Annotated in this window: 16 protein-coding genes; 10 read left to right on the top strand and 6 right to left on the bottom strand. The window is 72.7% G+C overall.

Annotation, left to right across the window (positions count from 1 at the left end; all coding sequences use genetic code 11):
* Positions 1-38: 38 nt before the first annotated feature.
* From ligD to H9640_RS09550, 4 genes are all read right to left on the bottom strand, one after another.
* On the bottom strand, positions 39-1,130 hold the full coding sequence (gene ligD / locus H9640_RS09565; RefSeq protein WP_191790475.1) for a non-homologous end-joining DNA ligase: 1,092 nt from the start codon (positions 1,128-1,130) through the stop codon (positions 39-41).
* Positions 1,131-1,134: 4 nt separating this feature from the next.
* Positions 1,135-1,812: a hypothetical protein gene (locus H9640_RS09560; RefSeq protein ID WP_191790474.1), complete on the bottom strand. Its 678-nt coding sequence runs from the start codon at positions 1,810-1,812 to the stop codon at positions 1,135-1,137.
* Positions 1,813-1,918: 106 nt separating this feature from the next.
* Entirely contained in the window at positions 1,919-3,676 is a 1,758-nt protein-coding gene (locus H9640_RS09555) for a DUF349 domain-containing protein (protein WP_191790473.1), read from the bottom strand.
* Positions 3,673-4,380 (bottom strand): peptidylprolyl isomerase, encoded by a 708-nt coding sequence (locus H9640_RS09550; protein WP_191790472.1) that lies wholly within the window; start codon positions 4,378-4,380, stop codon positions 3,673-3,675. Before H9640_RS09550 ends, H9640_RS09555 begins: the two co-directional genes overlap by 4 nt.
* Positions 4,381-4,567: 187 nt before the next feature.
* On the opposite strand from H9640_RS09550, the gene H9640_RS09545 reads away from it, so the two are divergent.
* The 4 genes from H9640_RS09545 (at position 4,568) to H9640_RS09530 (ending at position 10,001) form a co-directional block, all read left to right on the top strand.
* On the top strand, positions 4,568-5,392 hold the full coding sequence (locus H9640_RS09545; RefSeq protein ID WP_191790471.1) for an MBL fold metallo-hydrolase: 825 nt from the start codon (positions 4,568-4,570) through the stop codon (positions 5,390-5,392).
* Between the two features lie 44 nt (positions 5,393-5,436).
* Positions 5,437-6,840, top strand: a complete 1,404-nt coding sequence (gene hisS / locus H9640_RS09540; protein WP_191790470.1) for a histidine--tRNA ligase — start codon at positions 5,437-5,439, stop codon at positions 6,838-6,840.
* Between the two features lie 182 nt (positions 6,841-7,022).
* The gene (locus tag H9640_RS09535) at positions 7,023-9,209 is read left to right on the top strand and encodes an intein-containing Rv2578c family radical SAM protein (protein ID WP_191790469.1); all 2,187 of its coding nucleotides are present in this window, start codon (positions 7,023-7,025) and stop codon (positions 9,207-9,209) included.
* A gap of 36 nt (positions 9,210-9,245) precedes the next feature.
* A complete protein-coding gene (locus H9640_RS09530; protein ID WP_191790468.1) occupies positions 9,246-10,001 on the top strand; it encodes a hypothetical protein in 756 nt (251 codons plus the stop codon).
* 31 nt (positions 10,002-10,032) lie between these two features.
* Here the strand turns inward: H9640_RS09530 and H9640_RS09525 are convergent, their stop codons facing one another.
* Positions 10,033-10,500, bottom strand: a complete 468-nt coding sequence (locus tag H9640_RS09525; protein ID WP_191790467.1) for a PPOX class F420-dependent oxidoreductase — start codon at positions 10,498-10,500, stop codon at positions 10,033-10,035.
* Between the two features lie 136 nt (positions 10,501-10,636).
* On the opposite strand from H9640_RS09525, the gene aspS reads away from it, so the two are divergent.
* Positions 10,637-12,454, top strand: coding sequence for an aspartate--tRNA ligase (gene aspS / locus H9640_RS09520; protein ID WP_191790466.1), 1,818 nt, complete (start codon positions 10,637-10,639; stop codon positions 12,452-12,454).
* Between the two features lie 86 nt (positions 12,455-12,540).
* A complete protein-coding gene (locus H9640_RS09515) occupies positions 12,541-13,296 on the top strand; it encodes a GNAT family N-acetyltransferase (RefSeq protein ID WP_318243721.1) in 756 nt (251 codons plus the stop codon).
* A gap of 130 nt (positions 13,297-13,426) precedes the next feature.
* Here the strand turns inward: H9640_RS09515 and H9640_RS09510 are convergent, their stop codons facing one another.
* Positions 13,427-15,742 (bottom strand): MMPL family transporter, encoded by a 2,316-nt coding sequence (locus H9640_RS09510; protein WP_191790465.1) that lies wholly within the window; start codon positions 15,740-15,742, stop codon positions 13,427-13,429.
* 135 nt (positions 15,743-15,877) lie between these two features.
* Here H9640_RS09510 and H9640_RS09505 point away from each other — a divergent pair, with 135 nt between their 5' ends.
* The 4 genes from H9640_RS09505 (at position 15,878) to H9640_RS09490 (ending at position 19,154) form a co-directional block, all read left to right on the top strand.
* Positions 15,878-17,389, top strand: coding sequence for a replication-associated recombination protein A (locus H9640_RS09505; protein ID WP_191790525.1), 1,512 nt, complete (start codon positions 15,878-15,880; stop codon positions 17,387-17,389).
* Between the two features lie 277 nt (positions 17,390-17,666).
* The gene (gene rpsD / locus H9640_RS09500) at positions 17,667-18,293 is read left to right on the top strand and encodes a 30S ribosomal protein S4 (RefSeq protein WP_191790464.1); all 627 of its coding nucleotides are present in this window, start codon (positions 17,667-17,669) and stop codon (positions 18,291-18,293) included.
* A 142-nt stretch (positions 18,294-18,435) separates the two neighbouring features.
* Positions 18,436-18,816: a DUF948 domain-containing protein gene (locus H9640_RS09495; protein ID WP_191790463.1), complete on the top strand. Its 381-nt coding sequence runs from the start codon at positions 18,436-18,438 to the stop codon at positions 18,814-18,816.
* Positions 18,816-19,154, top strand: a complete 339-nt coding sequence (locus tag H9640_RS09490) for a hypothetical protein (protein ID WP_191790462.1) — start codon at positions 18,816-18,818, stop codon at positions 19,152-19,154. The genes H9640_RS09495 and H9640_RS09490 overlap by 1 nt, the downstream gene beginning before the upstream one ends.
* Positions 19,155-19,199: the final 45 nt, after the last annotated feature.

Genomic DNA, 19,199 nt, shown 5'->3' with positions numbered 1-19,199 from the left:
TCAGGCCGCCTTGCCGGCGCCGCCGGGACGCCGAGGGGTCAGGCGTCCGACGGGTGCTCCTCGTGTCGCGAGGCGTCCTTGCTGGGCTGCACGCGCTTGGGCTCGCCGGGCATCTTGGGGTGCTCTGGCGGGTAGGGCAGGTCGCCCAGGCCGTGGTCGCGCTCGTCGCGTGCTGCGAGCTCGAGCGTCTGCTCGAGCGAGAACCGCGGCTCGGGGGCCGTGGCGTCGAGGCGTGCGTGCAGGTCGCCCACCTCCGCGAAGCGCGCAGGCATGGTCAGCACGTCGAAGTCGTCCGGCCCGACGTCGGGCACCTCCTCCCAGCGCAGCGGCGCCGAGACCGTGGCCCGGGCGTTCGAACGGATCGAGTACGCCGAGGCGATCGTGCGGTCGCGCGCCATCTGGTTGTAGTCGACGAAGATCTTGACCCCGCGCTCCTCCTTCCACCACTTCGTGGTGACCTGGTCGGGCAGGCGGCGTTCGAGCTCGCGCCCGATCGCGATCGTCGCGCGGCGCGCCTGCACGAAGCTCCAGCGCGGCTCGACCGGGACGAACACGTGCAGCCCGCGGCCGCCCGACGTCTTGGGGAAGCCCTCCAGACCCAGCTCGCCCAGCAGCTCCCGCAGGTGCGGGGCGACGCGTGCGGCGTCCGAGTAGTCGGTGCCGGGCTGCGGGTCCAGGTCGATGCGGAGCTGGTCGGGAGACTCCACGTCCGCGCCCGTCACGGGCCACGGGTGGAAGGTCAGGGTCCCGAGGTTGGCCGCCCACAGCACCACGGCCAGCTCGGTCGGTCGGACCTCGTCAGCCGTGCGGCCGCTCGGGAACGCGATCCTGGCGGTCTCGACGTAGTCCGGGGCCCCCTGGGGGATGCGCTTCTGGTAGAACGCGTCGCCGCTGTTGTCCGTGCGGGTGCTCAGCCGCGCGCCCTCGAAGACTCCCTTGGGCCAGCGTTCGAGCGTCGTGGGACGCTCACGCAGCGCCGCGAGGATGCCCGGCCCGACGGACTGGAAGTAGGTGACGACGTCGAGCTTGGTCAGCCCGCGGCCGGGGAAGACGACACGGTCGGGGCTCGTGACGCGCACGGTGCGCCCGTCGACGTCGAGCTCGACCGCCGGGGTCGTGGAACGAGGCATCCCCTCACGGTAGACGCGGGGTCGCCCCGGCGCCCGGCGACGACCCGGCGTCCTGGGGCGTGGACGCGCTCAACAGGTCAGCGAGCAGCGCCCGAGCGCGCGGACGGCCCGTGCGCCGGTGACGCAGGTCCAGGACCCGCAGGGCGGCCCGGACGTCCAGCCCGGCCCCCTGCAGCAGGGCGGACAGCACGGGGGCCGCGAGCCGCGGGTCCGTCAGGCACGCGACGTCCACCGCGGTCCGCTCGACGCTCGTCACGAGGACCGTCCCGAGCTCGATCGTCTCGGGGCGCAGCAGGGCGCTCTGACGGGCGACCCGGCCGTGGCGCGGCGGCGGGCGGTGGACGCCCAGCGGGTGCACGACCTCGACCACGCAGTCCCCAGGGAAGCCGCAGTGGACCCACGCGGCGCTCGTGCCGCCCACCACGGTGCGTGGGGGCACGAGGGGGGCCAGGGAGAGCGCGCGGACCGCGGGGGTGAGCTCCGTCGTCGGGCGCACGGCGGTGTCCTCCCGGACCCGGACGAGCGCACCGCAGCGGACCAGGTCCGTCCAGGCGACCCGACCGCCCACGTGCTCGGGACGGACCAGCAGCGGCGCGTCCTCGACACGCACGTCCATGGCGACGTCCGCGGGCGTGCGGACGCGAACCGAGGAAACGGCAGGGAGCGAGAGCAGCGTGGTCACGGCCCCCAGCCTGACGCTCGGCCCGGGCATGCGCGAGGGGCCCGCGCGAGCCTGTGGACAAGGCGTTCGTCCACAGGCCCCCACGGGCCCCTCGTGCGGTGCGGGATCAGCCGCGCGAGTCCTCGGCAGCCTTGACGACCTGCTCGAGCCACGCGCGACGAGCCGTGATCGCCGACTCGATCTCGGCGATCTTGCGCTTGTCACCCTTGGCCGTCGCAGCGGCCAGGTCCTCCTCGAGACCCGCGATCGCGGACTCGAGCTGGGCGGCGGCCCCCTCGGCGCGGGCACGCGTCTCGGGGTTCGAGCGCGACCACTGCGACTGCTCGGCGTCACGGACCGCGGTCTCGACCGCGCGCAGGCGGGCCTCGACGCGCTGGACGTCCGCACGCGGCACCTTGCCCGCGTCCTCCCACTTCTCCTGGATGTCGCGCAGCGCGACCTTGGCCTGAGCCAGGTCCGTGACCGGCACGAGCTTCTCGGCCTGCTCCAGGAGAGCCTCCTTGACCACGAGGTTCTGCGCGTACTCGGCGTCCGTGGCGGCGTTGAGCTCGTCACGGGCCTGGAAGAACGCGTCCTGGGCCGCGCGGAAACGTGCCCACAGGGCGTCGTCGTCGCGACGGTTGGCGCGCCCGGCGGCCTTCCACTCGGTCATGAGGTCGCGGAAGGCGCCTGCCGTCGCACCCCAGTCCGTGCTGTTCTGCAGGGCCTCGGCCCGCTGGACCAGCTTCTCCTTGACCTCCTTGGCCGAGGAGTTGCGCTGCTCGAGCTCGGCGAAGTAGTGCCGACGCTCGCGGTCGAAGGCCGTCCGGGCGTGGCTGAAGCGCTTCCAGAGCGCCTCCTCGCTGGTCCGGTCGATCCTCGGCCCGTTGCGCTGGGCGTCCTTCCACTGGTCGAGCAGCTTGCGCAGCTCCTCGCCCGCCGGGCGCCACTGGATGCGCGACGGATCGGTCGAGGCGATCTTCTCGGCCGCCTCGATGATCTCGGTGCGGGCCGCGAGCGCCGCCTCCTTGGCCGCGTTGCGCTCGGCCTCGAGCTCGGCGCGGCGCGAGGCCGCGACCGTGCGCAGGGACTCGACGTGCGCGCGCAGGCCGTCGAGGTCGCCCACGGCGGACGGCTCGGCGGTCTCTTCGGTGAGCTTGGCGAGGGTCGAGTCGATCTCCTTGACGGACAGGTCCGTGCCGGTCAGGCGCGCCTCGAAGAGCGCGACCTTGGCCTGGAGGTCGAGGTAGCGGCGCACGTACAGCGCGAGCGCCTCCTCGGGGGTGACCCCGGGGAACTGTCCGACGCTGCGCTCGCCCGCGGCCTCGGTCACGAAGACCGTGCCGTCCTCGTCGACGCGGCCGAAGCCCGCGGCCGCCTTGGCGGCCGCGCTGTCGTCGGGGATGACCGCGGCGGCCGCAGCCGGGGCGATGGTCGCCGCAGCGGGGGCGGCGGGAGCCGGGGTCCCCGGCTTGGGGGGACGCGGGACCGGGATCGCGCTCGGCTTGGGCGCGGCCGAGGGCTTGGGCGCGGCGGCCGGCTTCGGGGCCGGTGCGGCCTCGCCCGTGACCTCTGCGGAGGCCTCGGCAGAGACCTCCTCCTGGGGGGCCTCGGGCGCTGCGACCTCGGTCTCGACCGCAGTCTCGGTCGGGGTCGCCTCGCTGGCCGGGGCGTCGGGCGTCTCGGCAGGAGTCTCGTCCGTGACGGGCGCGGCGTCCTCGTCGCTCGCTGCGGCGGGCGCGTCCGTCGCGGCCTGGGGCGCGTCGGTCGCGGGCGCGGCCTCGGTCGGTTCAGCGACCGCCGGCACCTCGACCTGCTCCGTCGCGGGGGCCTCCTCGGATGCCTGCGCCGGAGAGTTCGCGTGGTTCTCGGTGCTCTCGCTCACTGGGTCTCAACTCCTTCGATGGTGACCGGGGTGGCGGGGGAGCCGTTGCCGGTCCCGTCCGCTGTGCCCGCGTCAGCGACTGCTCGGACGACGTCCAAGCCGGATGTGATCTTGCCGAAGACGGTGTACCCGCCCGTGGTGGTCGGCAAGGTGGTGTCCTCGTAGACGAGGAAGAACTGGCTGCCCATGGTGTCGGTACCGGCCTCGGTCCGTGCCATGGCGATGGTGCCGGCCGGGTAGAGGCCGTCCTCGGGGGCGTTCTCGACGGGCCCGAACTCGTAGCCCGGGCCCCCGGTGCCGGTGCCCGTGGGGTCTCCGCACTGCAGGATGAAGATGCCCTCGGTGGTCAGCCGGTGGCAGTCGGTCCCGTCGAAGTACTTCTCGCGGGCGAGCGAGACGAAGTTCGCGACGGCCTGGGGGGCGGCCTGCCCGTCGAGCGTGAAGGCGACGTCTCCGGCGCTGGTCCGCAGCTCGCCCGTCCACTCGCGGTCCTGCGCGGCGGAGGCCGGGGGCAGGGTGAACGTCTTGTCGGGGGCGTTGGCGTTGACGGCGAGCACGGTGACTCCTGCGACGACCGCGACCCCGGCGACCGCGCCGGCGATCGTCCACGCCCGACGCCTGCGGGCGCGAGCCGTGGCCTGGCGCTGGGTCCACTTCTGCTCACGCAGGCGGGCACGCTCGCGTTCGCGCTTGCTCGTTGACACCCCAACTCCTTCGTCTCACGCCACGGGCAGGTCCGCGTGCCGGCGCGAAGGCGCGTGATTGCACGGGTGGTCCACGGTTTCAGAGGACAGTCTAGGCATCGGGAGCGTTCCGGCGCGGTGACTTTCCGCCATTCAGGTCACGGTCCGGTATCAGGTGTCCTGTTTGTGAGGTCGGTACTGTCCTGGCATGGACGTCTTTCTCGTGGTCGCACCCGTGTTCGGCACCAACTGCACGATCGTCGCGCCCGGGGCGCGCGGCACGCTGCCCGACGGCGTCGCTCGCCCGTGCGTGATCGTCGACGCCGGGGCAGGGGTCGCCTCGGGAGTCGCGGAGCTGGTGCGGGAGCACGGCCTGGCGCCGACCGCGGTCCTCGCGACGCACGGGCACGCCGACCACACGTGGGACGCCGCCGAGCTGTGCGACCTCTACGGGGTGCCGCTGTGGATCCACGCGGGCGACGCCTACCGGCTCGCAGACCCGCTCGGCACGATCGAGCACGGGGCCCCGGCGGACGGGCCGCTCACGAGCGGGCCGCTGGCCGCGGCGCTCGCGGCAGGTGGCGCCAGGATCGAGGACTACCAGGAACCCCGTGAGGTGCGGACGTTCGGCTCGGGCGGTGGGTCCGGTGCCTCGCTGGTGCGCGGTCCCGGCGGCACGTCGGTGGCCGACCCGCGCGTACGGCTCGACCTGGGCGGCGTCCTGGTCGACGCCCTGCACGCGCCGGGCCACACCCAGGGCTCGACGCTCTACCTCCCGGTCGCCGCAGGGGACCAGGACGGCGGCGGCGCGGGCGACGGCCAGGTGGCCGGGATCGTGCTCGCCGGAGACGTCCTGTTCGCCGGCTCGGTGGGGCGGACCGACCTGCCCGGGGGAGACGGCGAGACGATGCAGCGCACCCTGCGCGACGTCGTCGGGCACCTCGACGACTCCCTCGAGGTGGTTCCTGGTCACGGGCCCCTGACGACGATCGGCCGCGAGCGCCGCACCAACCCGTACCTGCGGGGCCTGTGAATCGATTGCTCGTTCGGTCGGTACGTCTGGAAGGATCGGGTCCCATGGCCCGACCTACACCTCTCTCCGGTTTCCCCGAATGGCTCCCTGCTGGACGCGTCGTGGAGCAGCACGTGCTCGACACGCTGCGTCGCACGTTCGAGCTCCATGGTTTCGCGGGGATCGAGACGCGGGCCGTCGAGCCCCTGGACCAGCTGCTGCGCAAGGGCGAGACCTCCAAGGAGGTGTACGTGCTGCGCCGCCTCCAGGAGGAGGCCGACTCGTCCGAGGGGGCCGCGGCGGACCGAGGTGGCAAGGGGGACAAGCAGCTCGGCCTGCACTTCGACCTGACCGTGCCGTTCGCGCGGTACGTGCTGGAGAACGCCGGGCACCTGGCGTTCCCGTTCAAGCGCCACCAGATCCAGAAGGTGTGGCGCGGCGAGCGCCCCCAGGACGGGCGCTTCCGCGAGTTCGTGCAGGCGGACATCGACGTCGTGGGTGCGGGCGAGCTGCCCTACCACTTCGAGGTCGAGCTGCCGCTGGTCATGGCCGAGGCGCTGGGCGAGCTGCGCTCGATCGGTGTGCCCGAGGTCCGCATCCTGGTGAACAACCGCAAGGTCGCCGAGGGCTTCTACCGCGGGCTGGGCCTGGACGACGTCGAGGGCGTGCTGCGCTCGATCGACAAGCTCGACAAGATCGGGCCGGACAAGGTCGGTGCGCTGCTGGTCGCCGAGACGGGCGCGACGCCCGAGCAGGCGGCCGCGTGCCTGGCGCTCGCGGCGATCTCCGGCTCGGACGCGAGCGTCGCGGAGCGGGTGCGGGCGCTCGCGGCCGAGCACGGCGTGACCTCGGAGCTGCTCGAGGAGGGCCTGCGCGAGCTGTCGGCGCTGATCGACGCGGCGGCCGTGCGGGCGCCGGGGGTCGTGGTCGCGGACCTGAAGATCGCGCGCGGCCTGGACTACTACACGGGCTCGGTCTACGAGACCGTCCTGGTGGGGCACGAGCAGCTCGGGTCGATCTGCTCGGGCGGGCGCTACGACACCCTGGCCTCGGACGGCGCGAACACCTACCCGGGCGTGGGGCTCTCGATCGGCGTCTCGCGCCTGGTGTCGCGGCTGCTGAGCGCCGGCCTGGTCCGTTCGACGCGGTCGGTGCCGAGCGCGGTCGTGGTCGCGGTCACGAGCGAGGAGACGCGACCCGCGTCGGACGCGGTCGCGGTGGCGCTGCGCTCGCGCGGCATCCCGGTCGAGGTCGCGCCGAGTGCGGCCAAGTTCGGCAAGCAGATCAAGTTCGCGGACCGTCGCGGCATCCCGTTCGTGTGGTTCCCCGCGGGGATCGGTGCGGACGGCGAGGTCGTCGCTCACCAGGTCAAGGACATCCGTTCGGGCGAGCAGGTCGCTGCGGACCCGGCGACGTGGGCCCCGTCGGCGGAGGACCTGTGGCCTCGGGTCGTGCCCGCGGGGGAGTGAGCCCGCTGCCCGGGTGCTGACCCGGACGCGTGTGAGGCCCGGCAGGGGACACCCTGCCGGGCCTCACGTGTGCGTGCCCGGTGGTGCGGGCGACGATCCAGGCCTCGGACGTCTCCCGGCCGAAGGTCACGCCGACGGCGACCGCGTCGACAACCGGCTCGAACATGTGTTCGAATGGGGCGATGAGGTGGGACGGGCAGGCGATCACGGCGGACGACGGCGCGCTGCCCGGGCTCGGGCGCATGGCGGGGCTCGTGCGGACCGTGCGCACCCCGGAGTTCGCCGGGGTCACGTTCCACGAGGTGCTCGCCAAGAGCGCGCTGTCCAAGGTGCCGGGGGAGTCCCGCATGCCGTTCACCTGGACGATCAACCCGTACCGCGGATGCTCCCATGCGTGCTCCTACTGCCTCGGCCCCGACACGCTCATCCTTCGTGGTGACGGGCGTCAGGTGCCGTTGCGTGACATCCGGGCGGGCGACCAGGTCGTCGGAACCGAGGTCCGCGGTCGGTACAGGCGCTATGTCCTCACGACAGTCGAAGACGTCTGGGCAACACGCAAGCGAGCCTTCACCATCACGCTCGAGGACGGGACGCGTCTCACGGCGAGCGGCGATCACAGGTTTCTCACGGACCGCGGCTGGAAGCACGTCGCCCCCGGTGAGTGCGGGGCGGGCCAGCGACCATATCTGACGACGAACAACAAGCTGATGGGATTCGGGACGGGCGATCTGGAGAAGCACCCGGCCTCCCGGGACGACGCGGCCTACCGGCGCGGCTATCTCACGGGCATGATCCGTGGCGACGGGATGCTGCTCAGGAGGACCTACCGGCGCCGCGACGGAAACCTCAACAACGTCAGCATGTTTCGGCTCGCACTGGCGGACCGGGAAGCCCTCGACAGATCGCGCGACTTTCTCGAGCAGGCGGGCATCACCACCACGATGCGACCGTTCAGCCCCGGGTCCACCACGAGACGATCGATCATGGCCATCTTCACGTCGAGGTCCGCGCACTTCGACGCGATCCAGGCGCTCATCAGCTGGCCGCCAGAGGTGGAGCGCGAATGGGCCATCGGCTATCTTGCGGGGATCTTCGACGCGGAGGGCGGCTGCTCACGGGGGGTTCTGCGCATCTCGAACAAGGACGAGGAGATCCTTGGGCGCATCAGCGACGCGCTCACGGTGATCGAGGTTCCGTTCGTGCGCGAGCCATCCCGGGAGAACGGGGTCTCCACCATCAGGATCGTGGGCGGACTCGCGGCGCGGATGCGGTTCTTTCGGATCGTCGATCCTGCGATCAGCAGGAAGCTCGCGGTGACAGGACTCGCCGTGAAGTCAGGCGCGCCGCTAGAGGTCAGATCGGTCGAGGACATCGGGGAAGAGCGTGACCTCCTCGATCTCACGACAGGGACGGGGGACTTCATCGCGAACGGTGTCATCAGCCACAACTGCTTCGCCCGCCCCTCGCACCGCTACCTCGACATGAACCCCGGCGAGGACTTCGACAGCCAGATCGTCGTGAAGATGAACGTTGCCGAGGTGCTGCGGGCCGAGCTCGCCAAGCCGTCCTGGACGGGCGACGCGGTCGCGCTCGGCACCAACACCGACCCCTACCAGCGCGCCGAGGGACGCTACCGGCTCATGCCGGGGATCATCGACGCGCTCGAGGCCTCGCGTACGCCGTTCTCGATCCTCACCAAGGGCACGCTCCTGCGCCGCGACCTGCCGCGTCTAACGCAGGCGGCCGAGCACGTCGACGTCGGCATCGGGGTCTCCCTGGCCTTCGTCGACGAGGACCTCCAGCAGGCCGTCGAGCCCGGCACCCCCACGCCGCGCGCCCGCCTCGACCTCGCCCGCGCCGCCCGGGCGGCGGGGCTGCCGTGCGGGGTCATGATCGCCCCCGTGCTGCCGTGGCTCACCGACTCGACCGACCACCTCACGCGCCTGCTCGACGCGGTCCACGAGGCGGGCGCGACGGGCGCCACGGTGCTCCCGCTGTTCCTCAAGCCCGGCACCCGCGAGTGGTTCATGGCCTGGCTGCGCCGCGACCACCCCGAGCGGGTCTCGGGCTACGAGCGCGTCTACGCGGGCGGGTCGTACGCGAGCCGCGCGTACCGCGACTGGCTGTGGGACCGCGTGCGGCCGCTGCTCGTCGAGCGCGGCTTCGCGAGCGCCGGTCACCGGGCCCAGGCACGCACGTCCGGGCACGCCCGGACCGCGTGGCACCCCGAGACCCCTGGCGAGAGAGCGCGGCACGACGAGGGGGCCTATCCGGCGGGGAGCCTGGTGACGCAGCACCGGGTCAGCGCCAGACCGTCAGGACGCGCGGGCACGAGCGCGTCCGCGAGCGCCGAGCAGCTGCTCTTCTAGGCCAGGCTCGCGTGAGGAGGACTACGCTCTCGCACCATGACACTCGTTTGGCCGACCTCTCGTGGGCTGCCTGCCCTGGGGGACGTGGCGTCGCACGTCCGGACCCCGTTCGGGGACGTCGTCCTGTCCGCTCGGTGCGCCGGGAGAGACACGGGAAGCGCTCCTGGTTCCGCGTTCGCCCTGCCTGCCGGCGGCCGGCTGCTGCACCGTCGCGGCCCCTCCTGGTCGCTCGAGCAGATCCTCACGCCCCTGCCGACCTTCGACAAGGAGGGAAGGTCTCCGGCCACGACCTGGGGAGTCGCCTGGCGCGTCCAGGCGCTGGGAGCGCTCGTCGAGACGAGCCTGCGCGTCCAGATGGCTGATCGACGCGTCGGGCTCGACGTCGGGATCGTCGACGGACAGCACCTCGCGGCGCTCGCGGCCGACGACGGTCGTACGGAGCTGGTCATCGGCGGGCCGGACAGCGAGGGGCTCTGGGGCCTCGTTCTCCGAGGGCTGTGTCCCACGCGATGGAGGTCCGACTACCCCGGGCTCGCGAGCGACCTGTCGCTGGTGGACGACGTGCCGCGCAGGCTCGGGTTGCCACGTGCGGCCAAGGACCAGCGGGGAACCGCCGAGCGCCCCGGGCTCGAGTGGAACCTGCCCGCGCTCGAGGACGGCGAGGTCGTGGTCCTCGCGTGCGCCGTCTCCTGGGAGCCGTACGACGCGAAGTCGGAGTGGGCGTGGCTGTCCGTGGACGTCGGACCGGAGTACGTCGTCCGGCACGCGTCGCGCGGGACGTCGAGCGCTTGACCATCTCGGGCCGGGCCATGACGGCCCGCGCTCAGTCCTGCGCGAGCCGTGCCGGGAAACCGCCCGTGGCCACGGGGCCCCAACCCGTGATCGTCACGCGCAGCAGCGACTTGCCCTGCGCGACCATGGCCTGGCGGTACTCGTCCCAGTCGGGGTGCTCCCCGGCGATCGAGCGGTAGTACTCGACGAGGGGCTCGACCGAGTCGGGCAGGTCGATGACCTCGGCCGTGCCGTCGACCTGGACCCAGGCGTCGTCGAAGTCCTCGCCCAGGACGCACAGCGACGCGGCGGTGTCGCGCCGCAGGTTCACGGCCTTGGCGCGGTCGGGGTAGGTCGAGACCACGACGCGCCCCTCGCCGTCGACCCCGTACGTGACGGGGCTCATCTGCGGGGCACCGTTCGCGCGCCGGGTGAGCAGCACGGCCCGCCGGTTGGCGCGCAGGAACGCGACGAGCTCCACGCGTCCGATCCGGTCCGTGGTCGCGATCCGCCTGGCCATGGGTGCCTCCCGGTGGGTTCTCCTGAACGTGGTCCGCCCACAGACTAGACTCGTCCGAGTGCGTCGTCTGCGCACTCCCCACTCCCATCCCGGGACGCCACTGTGCGCCCCGGCATGTTCCGGAAGGACTCTCTCCGTGCTTCGCACCCACACAGCCGGCTCCCTGCGGGCCGAGCAGATCGGTCAGACCGTCACCCTCACCGGTTGGGTCGATCGTCGCCGCGATCACGGTGGGGTGGCCTTCATCGACCTGCGCGACGCCTCGGGCATCGCCCAGGTCGTCATCCGCGACGAGTCGATCGCGCACCCGCTGCGCGCCGAGTTCGTGCTCCAGGTCACCGGTGTGGTCTCCCGTCGCCCCGAGGGCAACGAGAACAAGAACCTCCCCACGGGTGAGGTCGAGGTCGTGGTGAGCGACGTCGTCGTGCTCAACGAGTCCGCGCCCCTGCCGTTCCAGGTCTCCACGGCCCTCGAGGGCACCGAGGTCATCGGCGAGGAGGCGCGCCTCAAGCACCGCTACCTGGATCTGCGCCGCCCCACCCCGGCCCACGCCCTGCGCCTGCGCGCCAAGGCCAACCAGGCCGCGCGCCGCGTGCTCGACGAGCAGGACTTCGTCGAGATCGAGACTCCGACCCTGACGCGTTCGACGCCCGAGGGTGCCCGCGACTTCCTGGTCCCCGCGCGCCTGGCCCCCGGGTCCTGGTACGCGCTGCCGCAGTCCCCGCAGCTGTTCAAGCAGCTGCTCATGGTCTCCGGCATGGAGCGCTACTACCAGATCGCCCGCTGCTACCGCGACGAGGACTTCCGCGCGGACCGTCAGCCCGAGTTCACGCAGCTCGACGTCGAGATGAGCTTCGTCGAGCAGGACGACGTGATCGCGCTCGGCGAGCAGATCCTCGTCGCGCTGTGGGATCTCATCGGGTACAAGATCCCCACGCCCATCCCGCGCATGACGTTCCACGACGCGATGCGCCTGTACGGGTCGGACAAGCCGGACCTGCGCTTCGGCAACCCGCTCGTCGAGCTGACGGACTACTTCAAGGACACCCCGTTCCGCGTCTTCCAGGCCGAGTACGTGGGCGCCGTCGTCATGGCGGGCGGGGCCTCGCAGCCGCGCCGCCAGTTCGACGCCTGGCAGGAGTGGGCCAAGCAGCGCGGGGCCAAGGGCCTGGCGTACGTGACGTTCCAGGAGGACGGGACCCTCGCGGGCCCGGTCGCCAAGAACCTGTCCGACGCCGAGCGCGAGGGCCTGCGCGACGCGACCGGCGCCCAGCCGGGCGACGCGGTGTTCTTCGCGGCGGGCCGGACCAACGAGTCGCGCGCCCTGCTGGGCGCGGCCCGCCAGGAGATCGCCAAGCGCACCGGGCAGATCGACGAGAACGCCTGGGCGTTCGTCTGGATCGTCGACGCCCCGCTGTTCAAGCCCACGGGTGAGGCCGCCGACGAGGGCGACGTCGCCCTCGGCAACTCGGCCTGGACCGCGGTGCACCACGCGTTCACCTCGCCCACGCCCGAGTGGATCGACACGTTCGAGCAGAACCCGGGCGAGGCGCTCGCGTACGCGTACGACATCGTGTGCAACGGCAACGAGATCGGCGGCGGCTCGATCCGTATCCACCGCCGTGACGTCCAGGAGCGTGTGTTCGCGGTCATGGGCATCGGCGAGGAGGAGGCGCAGGAGAAGTTCGGCTTCCTGCTCGACGCCTTCGCGTTCGGCGCCCCGCCGCACGGCGGCATCGCGTTCGGCTGGGACCGGATCGTGGCGCTGCTGACGAAGTCGGAGTCGATCCGCGACGTCATCGCGTTCCCCAAGTCGGGCGGCGGGTTCGACCCGCTCACGCAGGCGCCCGCGCCCATCACGGCGCAGCAGCGCAAGGAGGCGGGCGTCGACGCGAAGCCCAAGGCGGCGCCCGACGCCGCAGCCGATGCTCCTGCCGCCGCCGGGAAGGCGTGAGCGCCCCGGACACCCGCACGCAGGCAAGGACGCTGGGAGGCTCGACCGGTCTGAGGGACCGGTGGGCCTCCCACCCCTTTGTCCTGGTGGACCTCCCCGAGTGGGACGTGCGCGGGGTGTGGCAGGACGAGCACGCGTGCGTGCTGAGCGTGGCGGCGCCCGTCCCTCTCGGTGAGGGGCAGGTGCCCGACGGCGGCGCTCACCACGAGCGTGTCGGCCTGTGGGGCATGGGCTCGCCCGAGGCGACCGCGACCCTGCTGGCGCGCGTGGCCCAGGACGGTGAGCTCGGGGAGCACGTCGTGAGCGCGGGCCTGCCGCGCGGGACCCTCACGGTCCTGGGGGACCGGTGCGCGAGCGAGGACCTGCCGACGATCCTGCGCGAGCCCGACCGCGAGAAGTCGGTCTCGACGTGGGACTTCTTCGCGACCCGCGAGGCCCCCGCCCCCCAGCCGGGCGAGGAGCGCGTCGAGGCGCTGACCGGCCCCTCGGCGGCGGCCGAGGTCCGCGCGTGCCTGGACGTGGCGAACCCGCTCGCGGAGATGAGCCCCGAGGACCCGCTGACGCGCTGGTGGGGCTGGCGCGACCCTGACGGGGTGCTGCGCGGCGTCGTCGGCGCCCGGCAGGCGGTCCCCGGAGCCCCGTGGTCGCTGGGCAGTGTCGCGACCGACCCGGCGTGGCGTGGGCACGGCATCGCTGCGGCCACCACGGCCGTCGTGACCCGTGCCGGGCTCGACGAGTCCGACTGGGTGACGTTGGGCATGTATGCCGACAACGACGCCGCCCGCCGCGTCTACACGCGCCTGGGCTACGCCGTCGTGCAGGAGTTCGAGAGCCGGCACTGAGCCGCGCCCGCCCCTCGTGTCCCGCTGAGTGCGGAGCAGTCGTCGCCGAACGCCCGTCGTTCTCGACAGCTGCTCCGCACCGAGCTGTTCCGCCGCTCGGCACCCGGGCGACCGGGCACGCTCACCCGGGTCAGTGCGCGATCGAGAACTTCGAGTACAGCCACCTCAGGTGCTTGGGCGCCCACCAGTTGGCCCGGCCCAGCAGCGTCATGGTCGCGGGCACCAGCAGGATCCGCACGATCGTCGCGTCGATGAACACCGCCACGGCCAGCGCGAAGCCGACCTCCTTGATGACGAGCAGCTCACCGAACACGAAGCCCGCGAACACCACGATGATGATGGCCGCGGCCGACGTGATGATCCGCCCTGATCGCTGCAGCCCCAGACGCACGGCCTCGTCGTTGGACAGGCCCGCGTCGTGCAGCTCCTTGATCCGGGACAGCAGGAACACCTCGTAGTCCATGGCCAGCCCGAACGCGAACGCGATCACCAGGGCCACGACGTACGTCTCGATGCCGCCCGCCGACGAGAAGTCCAGCAGCCCCTCCAGGTGCCCCTCCTGGAACACCCACACCAGCACGCCCAGGGACGCGGCGAGGGACAGTGCGTTCGTCAGGAGCGCCTTGACCGGGATGAGGACCGAGCCGGTCATGAGGAACAACAGCACGAACGTCGCGACCACCACGATCCCCACGGCCCACCACACCCGGTCCGCGAGCGCCGCCCGGAAGTCGACCTGCCCGGCGGCCTGCCCCGTGACGTAGAACGTGAACCCGGGGTCCTGGGCGCGCAGCTCCTCGACGACGGCCACGGCCTCGGGGCCGCCCGCGTCGACGGCGTCGAGGTGGACCCCGACGAGCGCGTGGTCGTCGCCCACGGGGACCGCAGGGTCCACCCGCTCGACGCCGTCGAGGCCCGCGATGTCGTCGGCCCAGGCCTGGGCCTCCTCGGGCGTGGAGTCGGTCACGACGCGGACGTCGGCGCTCGCGGACGCGGGGAACTGGGTGGAGAGCTCGTCGACGAACTCGCGCTGGGGCGAGCTCTGGGGCAGCAGCTCGATGCCCGAGTTGCGCATCTGCAGGCCGAGCACGGGCAGCGCGAGCACCACCAGGACGGCGACGGTGGCGAGCATGACCCAGACCGGGTGGCGCTGGACGCGGCCCGTGAGCCGGGAGAAGAAGCCCTCGTCGGACTGGACGTCGGCGGTGCGGGCCAGGACGGCGCGCAGCCCGGGGACCTTGCTCAGGACGCCGGGCCGGACGAGCCGGTGGCCCGCGAGCGCGAGCAGGGCGGGCACGAGGGTCATCGCGGTCGCGACGGCGATGAGGATGACGGCCAGCCCGGCGGCGCCGATGGCGCGCAGGATGTCGGGCTTGAAGACCATGAGGCCCGCGATCGAGATCGCGACGGTCAGCGCCGAGAAGGCCACGGTGCGCCCGGCGGTGGCCATGGTACGCACGACGGCGGTGGTCACGTCGGCGTCGCGGCGCCGCGAGCGCCGGGTCCCGCGGGCCGTCGGGGACCCCCCCGCCACGCGGGGCCGGTAAGCGGGGCCGGGGGGGGCGTCCCCGGAGGGCGTGGCGCGACCCGGTGACGCGTCGTCGAGGGCGTGCAGCTCCTCGCGGAAGCGCGACACGATGAGCAGCCCGTAGTCGATCGAGAGCCCCAGGCCCAGCAGCGTCACGACGTTCACGACCGACGCGTCGATGGTCAACGGGTAGGACAGGCCCAGGAGGACGCCGAGCCCGGCACCGATCGAGGCGATGGCCCCGGCCATGGGCATCGCGGCCGCGAGGAACCCGCCGAAGACCAGGACCATGACGAGCAGCGCGATGGGCAGCGCGATCATCTCGCCCGTCGTGAGGTCCTTCTCGACCTGGGACGTGATGGCCTCGACGATCAGGTCGTTGCTCGACACGAGCCCGGCCGCGTCCGGGGCCACGTCGGCGAGGTCCGCGGGCACGGCCTCGAGGATCCCGACGACGTCGGTCGCCGCCGCGGCCTGGGCGTCCTCGTCGAGGCCCGGCTCGAGCGTCACGGACAGCACGAACCCGTCGCCGTCGGCTGCGACGAGGGACTGTGCGGCCTCGGTCGTGACGCCCCCGGGGATCACGTACGGGTCGACGACCGTCTCGACCCCGGCGACCGCGGCGAGCTCCTGGTGCACGGGGGCCATGGCCTCGGCGACGGCCGGGTCTGCGGGGTCGACGCCGCTCACGAGCAGCGAGACCGTCTCGCCCGTCTCGGTCTGCTCGGTGAGGATCTCGGTGCCGCGCTCGCTCTGCGAGCCGGGGACCGACGGTTCGCCCGTGGTCAGGCGGTCGAACAGGCTCTCGCCGTGGACGCCCACGACGGCCAGGGCGAACCCCAGGGCGGTCAGCACCACCCAGACGGCGACGGTCAGACGGGGACGGTGGGCGACGGCGCGGCCAAGGCTCTCGAACACCCCGTCAGCATCGCACCTCGCGCCGGGCCGTGCCGGACCGTGCACAGTGTGGGCGGGCAGCTCTCACGGAGTGCGGCGCGGGCCGTGTCGAGGAGTGTCGGTGGTGGTGCGTAGGCTCGGAACATGCTTCCCGGGATGGACCTGTTCGACGCCGCGACCTCAGGCACCCAGGGGACCCCCCGCCCGGGACCGGGCGCGCCGCTGGCCGTGCGCATGCGTCCGGCCGCGCTCGAGGAGGTCGCCGGCCAGGAGCACCTGCTCGTCGCCGGTTCGCCGCTGCGTCGCCTCATCGAGGTGGACGGGCCGGGGGCCTCGCGCGCTGCGCCGGGCTCGGTCATCCTGTGGGGCCCGCCGGGCACGGGCAAGACGACCCTCGCGTACCTGATCGCCACGACCTCGGGTCGGCGCTTCGTCGAGCTCTCGGCCGTGACCGCAGGCGTCAAGGACGTGCGTCAGGTCATCGACGACGCGCGTCGGCGCCTCGCGACCGGCGGCGAGGAGACGGTCCTGTTCATCGACGAGGTCCACCGCTTCTCCAAGTCCCAGCAGGACGCGCTGCTGCCCAGCGTGGAGAACCGCTGGGTCACGCTCGTGGCGGCCACGACCGAGAACCCGAGCTTCTCGGTCAACTCCCCGCTGCTCTCGCGCTCGCTCCTGCTCACGCTCAAGTCCCTCACGTCGGGCGACGTGCGCGCCCTGGTGCACCGGGCGCTGGTCGACGAGCGCGGGCTCGGCGGGGCCGTCACCCTCGCGGAGGAGGCCGAGGAGCACCTGGTCCGCCTCGCGGGCGGCGACGCCCGCAAGGCCCTGACGATCCTCGAGGCCGCCGCGGGCGCCGCGCTCTCCGAGGTCCCGGACGCGGAGGTCCCGGACGCGCCCGTGCGCACCACCGCCCAGCCCGACGACGACGCGCCGGACGCGAGCGACGCCGTCGGGCAGGACGACGCGCCGGGAGAGGACGGCTCACCGGGAGAGGGCGAGGCCGCCGGGACGCCCGGCGAGGACCACGGCGCCGTGGTCGTCGACCTCGAGACCATGGAGCGGGCGATCGACGTCGCCGCCGTGCGCTACGACCGCGACGGCGACCAGCACTACGACGTCACGAGCGCCTTCATCAAGTCCGTGCGCGGCTCCGACGTGGACGCGTCCCTGCACTACCTCGCGCGCATGATCGCCGCGGGGGAGGACCCGCGGTTCATCGCCCGGCGGATCGTCATCTCGGCCGCGGAGGACGTCGGCATGGCCGATCCCAGCGCGCTGCAGACCGCGGTCGCGGCCGCCCAGGCCGTCGCGCTCATCGGGATGCCCGAGGCCCGGATCATCCTCGCGGAGGCCGTCGTGCACCTCGCGACCGCACCCAAGTCCAACGCGGCCTACCTCGGGATCGACGCGGCGCTCGCGGACGTGCGCGCGGGCAAGGTCGGGACGGTGCCCGCGCACCTGCGCGACGCACACTATGCCGGGGCCAAGGAGCTGGGGCACGGCAAGGGGTACAAGTACGCGCACGACGCCCCGCACGCGGTCGCGCGCCAGCAGTACCTGCCCGACGTCCTGCAAGGCACGCGCTACTACACACCGACCGACCGCGGGTTCGAGCGGTCGGTGACCGAGCGCCTCGACCGGATCCGGCAGATCCTCGGGGACTGACCGGCACCCGGCGGCACCTGGCGGGTCCCGCGCCGTGCAGCGTGGCCGGCGAGGGACCGGGCGTCACGCCCGGTGCGGTAGACTTCTCAGGTTGTCTCCGCCCGTCAGGGCAGCGGCAACCGCCTGGGACCTCGGCCCCGCAGCCCCGCACGTCATCCTCGACTCGCGTCGACGGGTGGGCATCCTCACGGATCGCGGCGGGCTCATCGGCTGGTCCCGCACCCGGCAATCCGCACGGGTGTGACGTCAAGTACACACGACAGGACAGGAACACACTGTGTCTTCAGTGACTCGTTCGCGCCGCCAGGTTCGCCTGAGCCGCGCGCTGGGCCTCGCGCTCACGCCCAAGGCCGTCAAGCACTTCGAGAAGCGCCCCTACCCGCCCGGTGAGCACGGCCGCGCCCGTCGCCGCACCGAGTCGGACTACGCGGTGCGTCTTCGTGAGAAGCAGCGTCTGCGCGCCCAGTACGCGCTCCGCGAGAAGCAGATGGCTCGCGCCTACGAGGACGCTCGCAAGGACGCCGGTCTGACCGGTGAGGCCATGGTCGAGAACCTCGAGACGCGTCTCGACGCGCTCGTGCTGCGTTCGGGCTTCGCCCGCACCATCCTCCAGGCGCGCCAGGCCGTCGGCCACCGCCACATCCTCGTCGACGGCAAGATCGTCGACCGCCCCTCGTTCAAGGTGAAGCCGGGTCAGACGATCCAGGTCAAGCCGAAGAGCCAGGCGACCACGCCGTTCCAGGTCGCCGCCGCCGGTGCGCACCGCGACGTCCTGCCGGCCGTCCCGGCCTACCTCGACGTCCAGCTCGAGAAGCTGAGCGCCGTCCTGGTGCGTCGCCCCAAGCGCGTCGAGGTCCCCGTGACCTGCGAGGTCCAGCTCGTCGTCGAGTACTACGCTCGCTGATCCTCCTGCGCGGCTGCTGCCGCGCGCCGTGCACGAACGCCTCGCTCACCGCTTCGACGGGGAGCGAGGCGTTCGTGCATCCGGGTAAGGTTTCGCGAGGCGTGCCGTCCGTCGCGTCGCGCCGTCGAAGGAGGAGCAGGAGATGTCCGTAGGAGATGTGGCCGGGCTGATCGCCGCCATCGCATTCGTGCTGCTGGTCGGGGTCCTCGCGGTTCCTCTGGTCAAGCTCGGCCGGGTGCTCGACGAGGCCCGGGTGAGCATCAAGGAGGTCACGGACCACTCGGTGCCGATCCTCGACGAGGCCGCCACGACCGTCGCGACGACCAACAGCCAGCTCGTGAAGGTCGACACGATCACGACGTCGGCCGCGCAGGTCAGCGAGAACGTCTCGGCCCTCACGGGGCTGTACGCGGCGACCTTCGGTGCGCCGCTGGTCAAGGTCGCGGCGTTCACGTACGGCGTGCGCCAGGCGTTCGCGCGGGCCTCGGGCCGTTCGGGCTCCGGACCTCGGACCGGTCGCTGATGCGTCGGGTCTTCTGGGTCGGCGTCGGCGTCGCGATCACCGTGGTCGTCGTCGTCAAGGGACGGCAGGTGGTCGCGCGCTACGCGCCCGCCTCGCTCGTGGACCAGGCCACCGACCAGGTCAACACGATCGGGGAGAAGGCCACGAGCTTCGCCCGGACCTTCCGGGAGGAGTTTCGCACCGCGCGCGACGCGCGTGAGGCCGAGCTGCTCGCGTCCCTGCTCGCCGAGGGCCAGCCGGACCCCGACGACGTGCGCGCGGCCCGTGCTGCGCGCCGCGAGCGGGCGGGGGAACCCGGCGCCGACGACGAGGACCTCCTCGGGTACTCGTTCTACTGATCCACCCACCGGGCCTGCTTCCCCCCGCCGCGCGACCTGCGGCGC

The sequence above is a fragment of the Oerskovia gallyi genome (assembly GCF_014836745.1).
GTDB classification, from domain to species: Bacteria; Actinomycetota; Actinomycetes; order Actinomycetales; family Cellulomonadaceae; genus Oerskovia; species Oerskovia paurometabola.
The sequence above is the reverse complement of the archived record's forward strand: the minus strand, read 5'-3'. Positions and strand labels throughout refer to the sequence as shown.

Bases quoted from the DNA above. Each gene is read 5' to 3' on its own strand.
- H9640_RS09505 (WP_191790525.1), top strand. From the start codon at position 15,878: ATGGACCTGTTCGACGCCGCGACCTCAGGCACCCAGGGGACCCCCCGC.
- H9640_RS09525 (WP_191790467.1), bottom strand. From the start codon at position 10,500: ATGGCCAGGCGGATCGCGACCACGGACCGGATCGGACGCGTGGAGCTC.
- hisS (WP_191790470.1), top strand. From the start codon at position 5,437: ATGGCCCGACCTACACCTCTCTCCGGTTTCCCCGAATGGCTCCCTGCT.
- ligD (WP_191790475.1), bottom strand. From the start codon at position 1,130: ATGCCTCGTTCCACGACCCCGGCGGTCGAGCTCGACGTCGACGGGCGC.
- H9640_RS09495 (WP_191790463.1), top strand. From the start codon at position 18,436: ATGTCCGTAGGAGATGTGGCCGGGCTGATCGCCGCCATCGCATTCGTG.
- H9640_RS09535 (WP_191790469.1), top strand. From the start codon at position 7,023: ATGAGGTGGGACGGGCAGGCGATCACGGCGGACGACGGCGCGCTGCCC.
- H9640_RS09490 (WP_191790462.1), top strand. From the start codon at position 18,816: ATGCGTCGGGTCTTCTGGGTCGGCGTCGGCGTCGCGATCACCGTGGTC.
- H9640_RS09545 (WP_191790471.1), top strand. From the start codon at position 4,568: ATGGACGTCTTTCTCGTGGTCGCACCCGTGTTCGGCACCAACTGCACG.
- H9640_RS09530 (WP_191790468.1), top strand. From the start codon at position 9,246: ATGACACTCGTTTGGCCGACCTCTCGTGGGCTGCCTGCCCTGGGGGAC.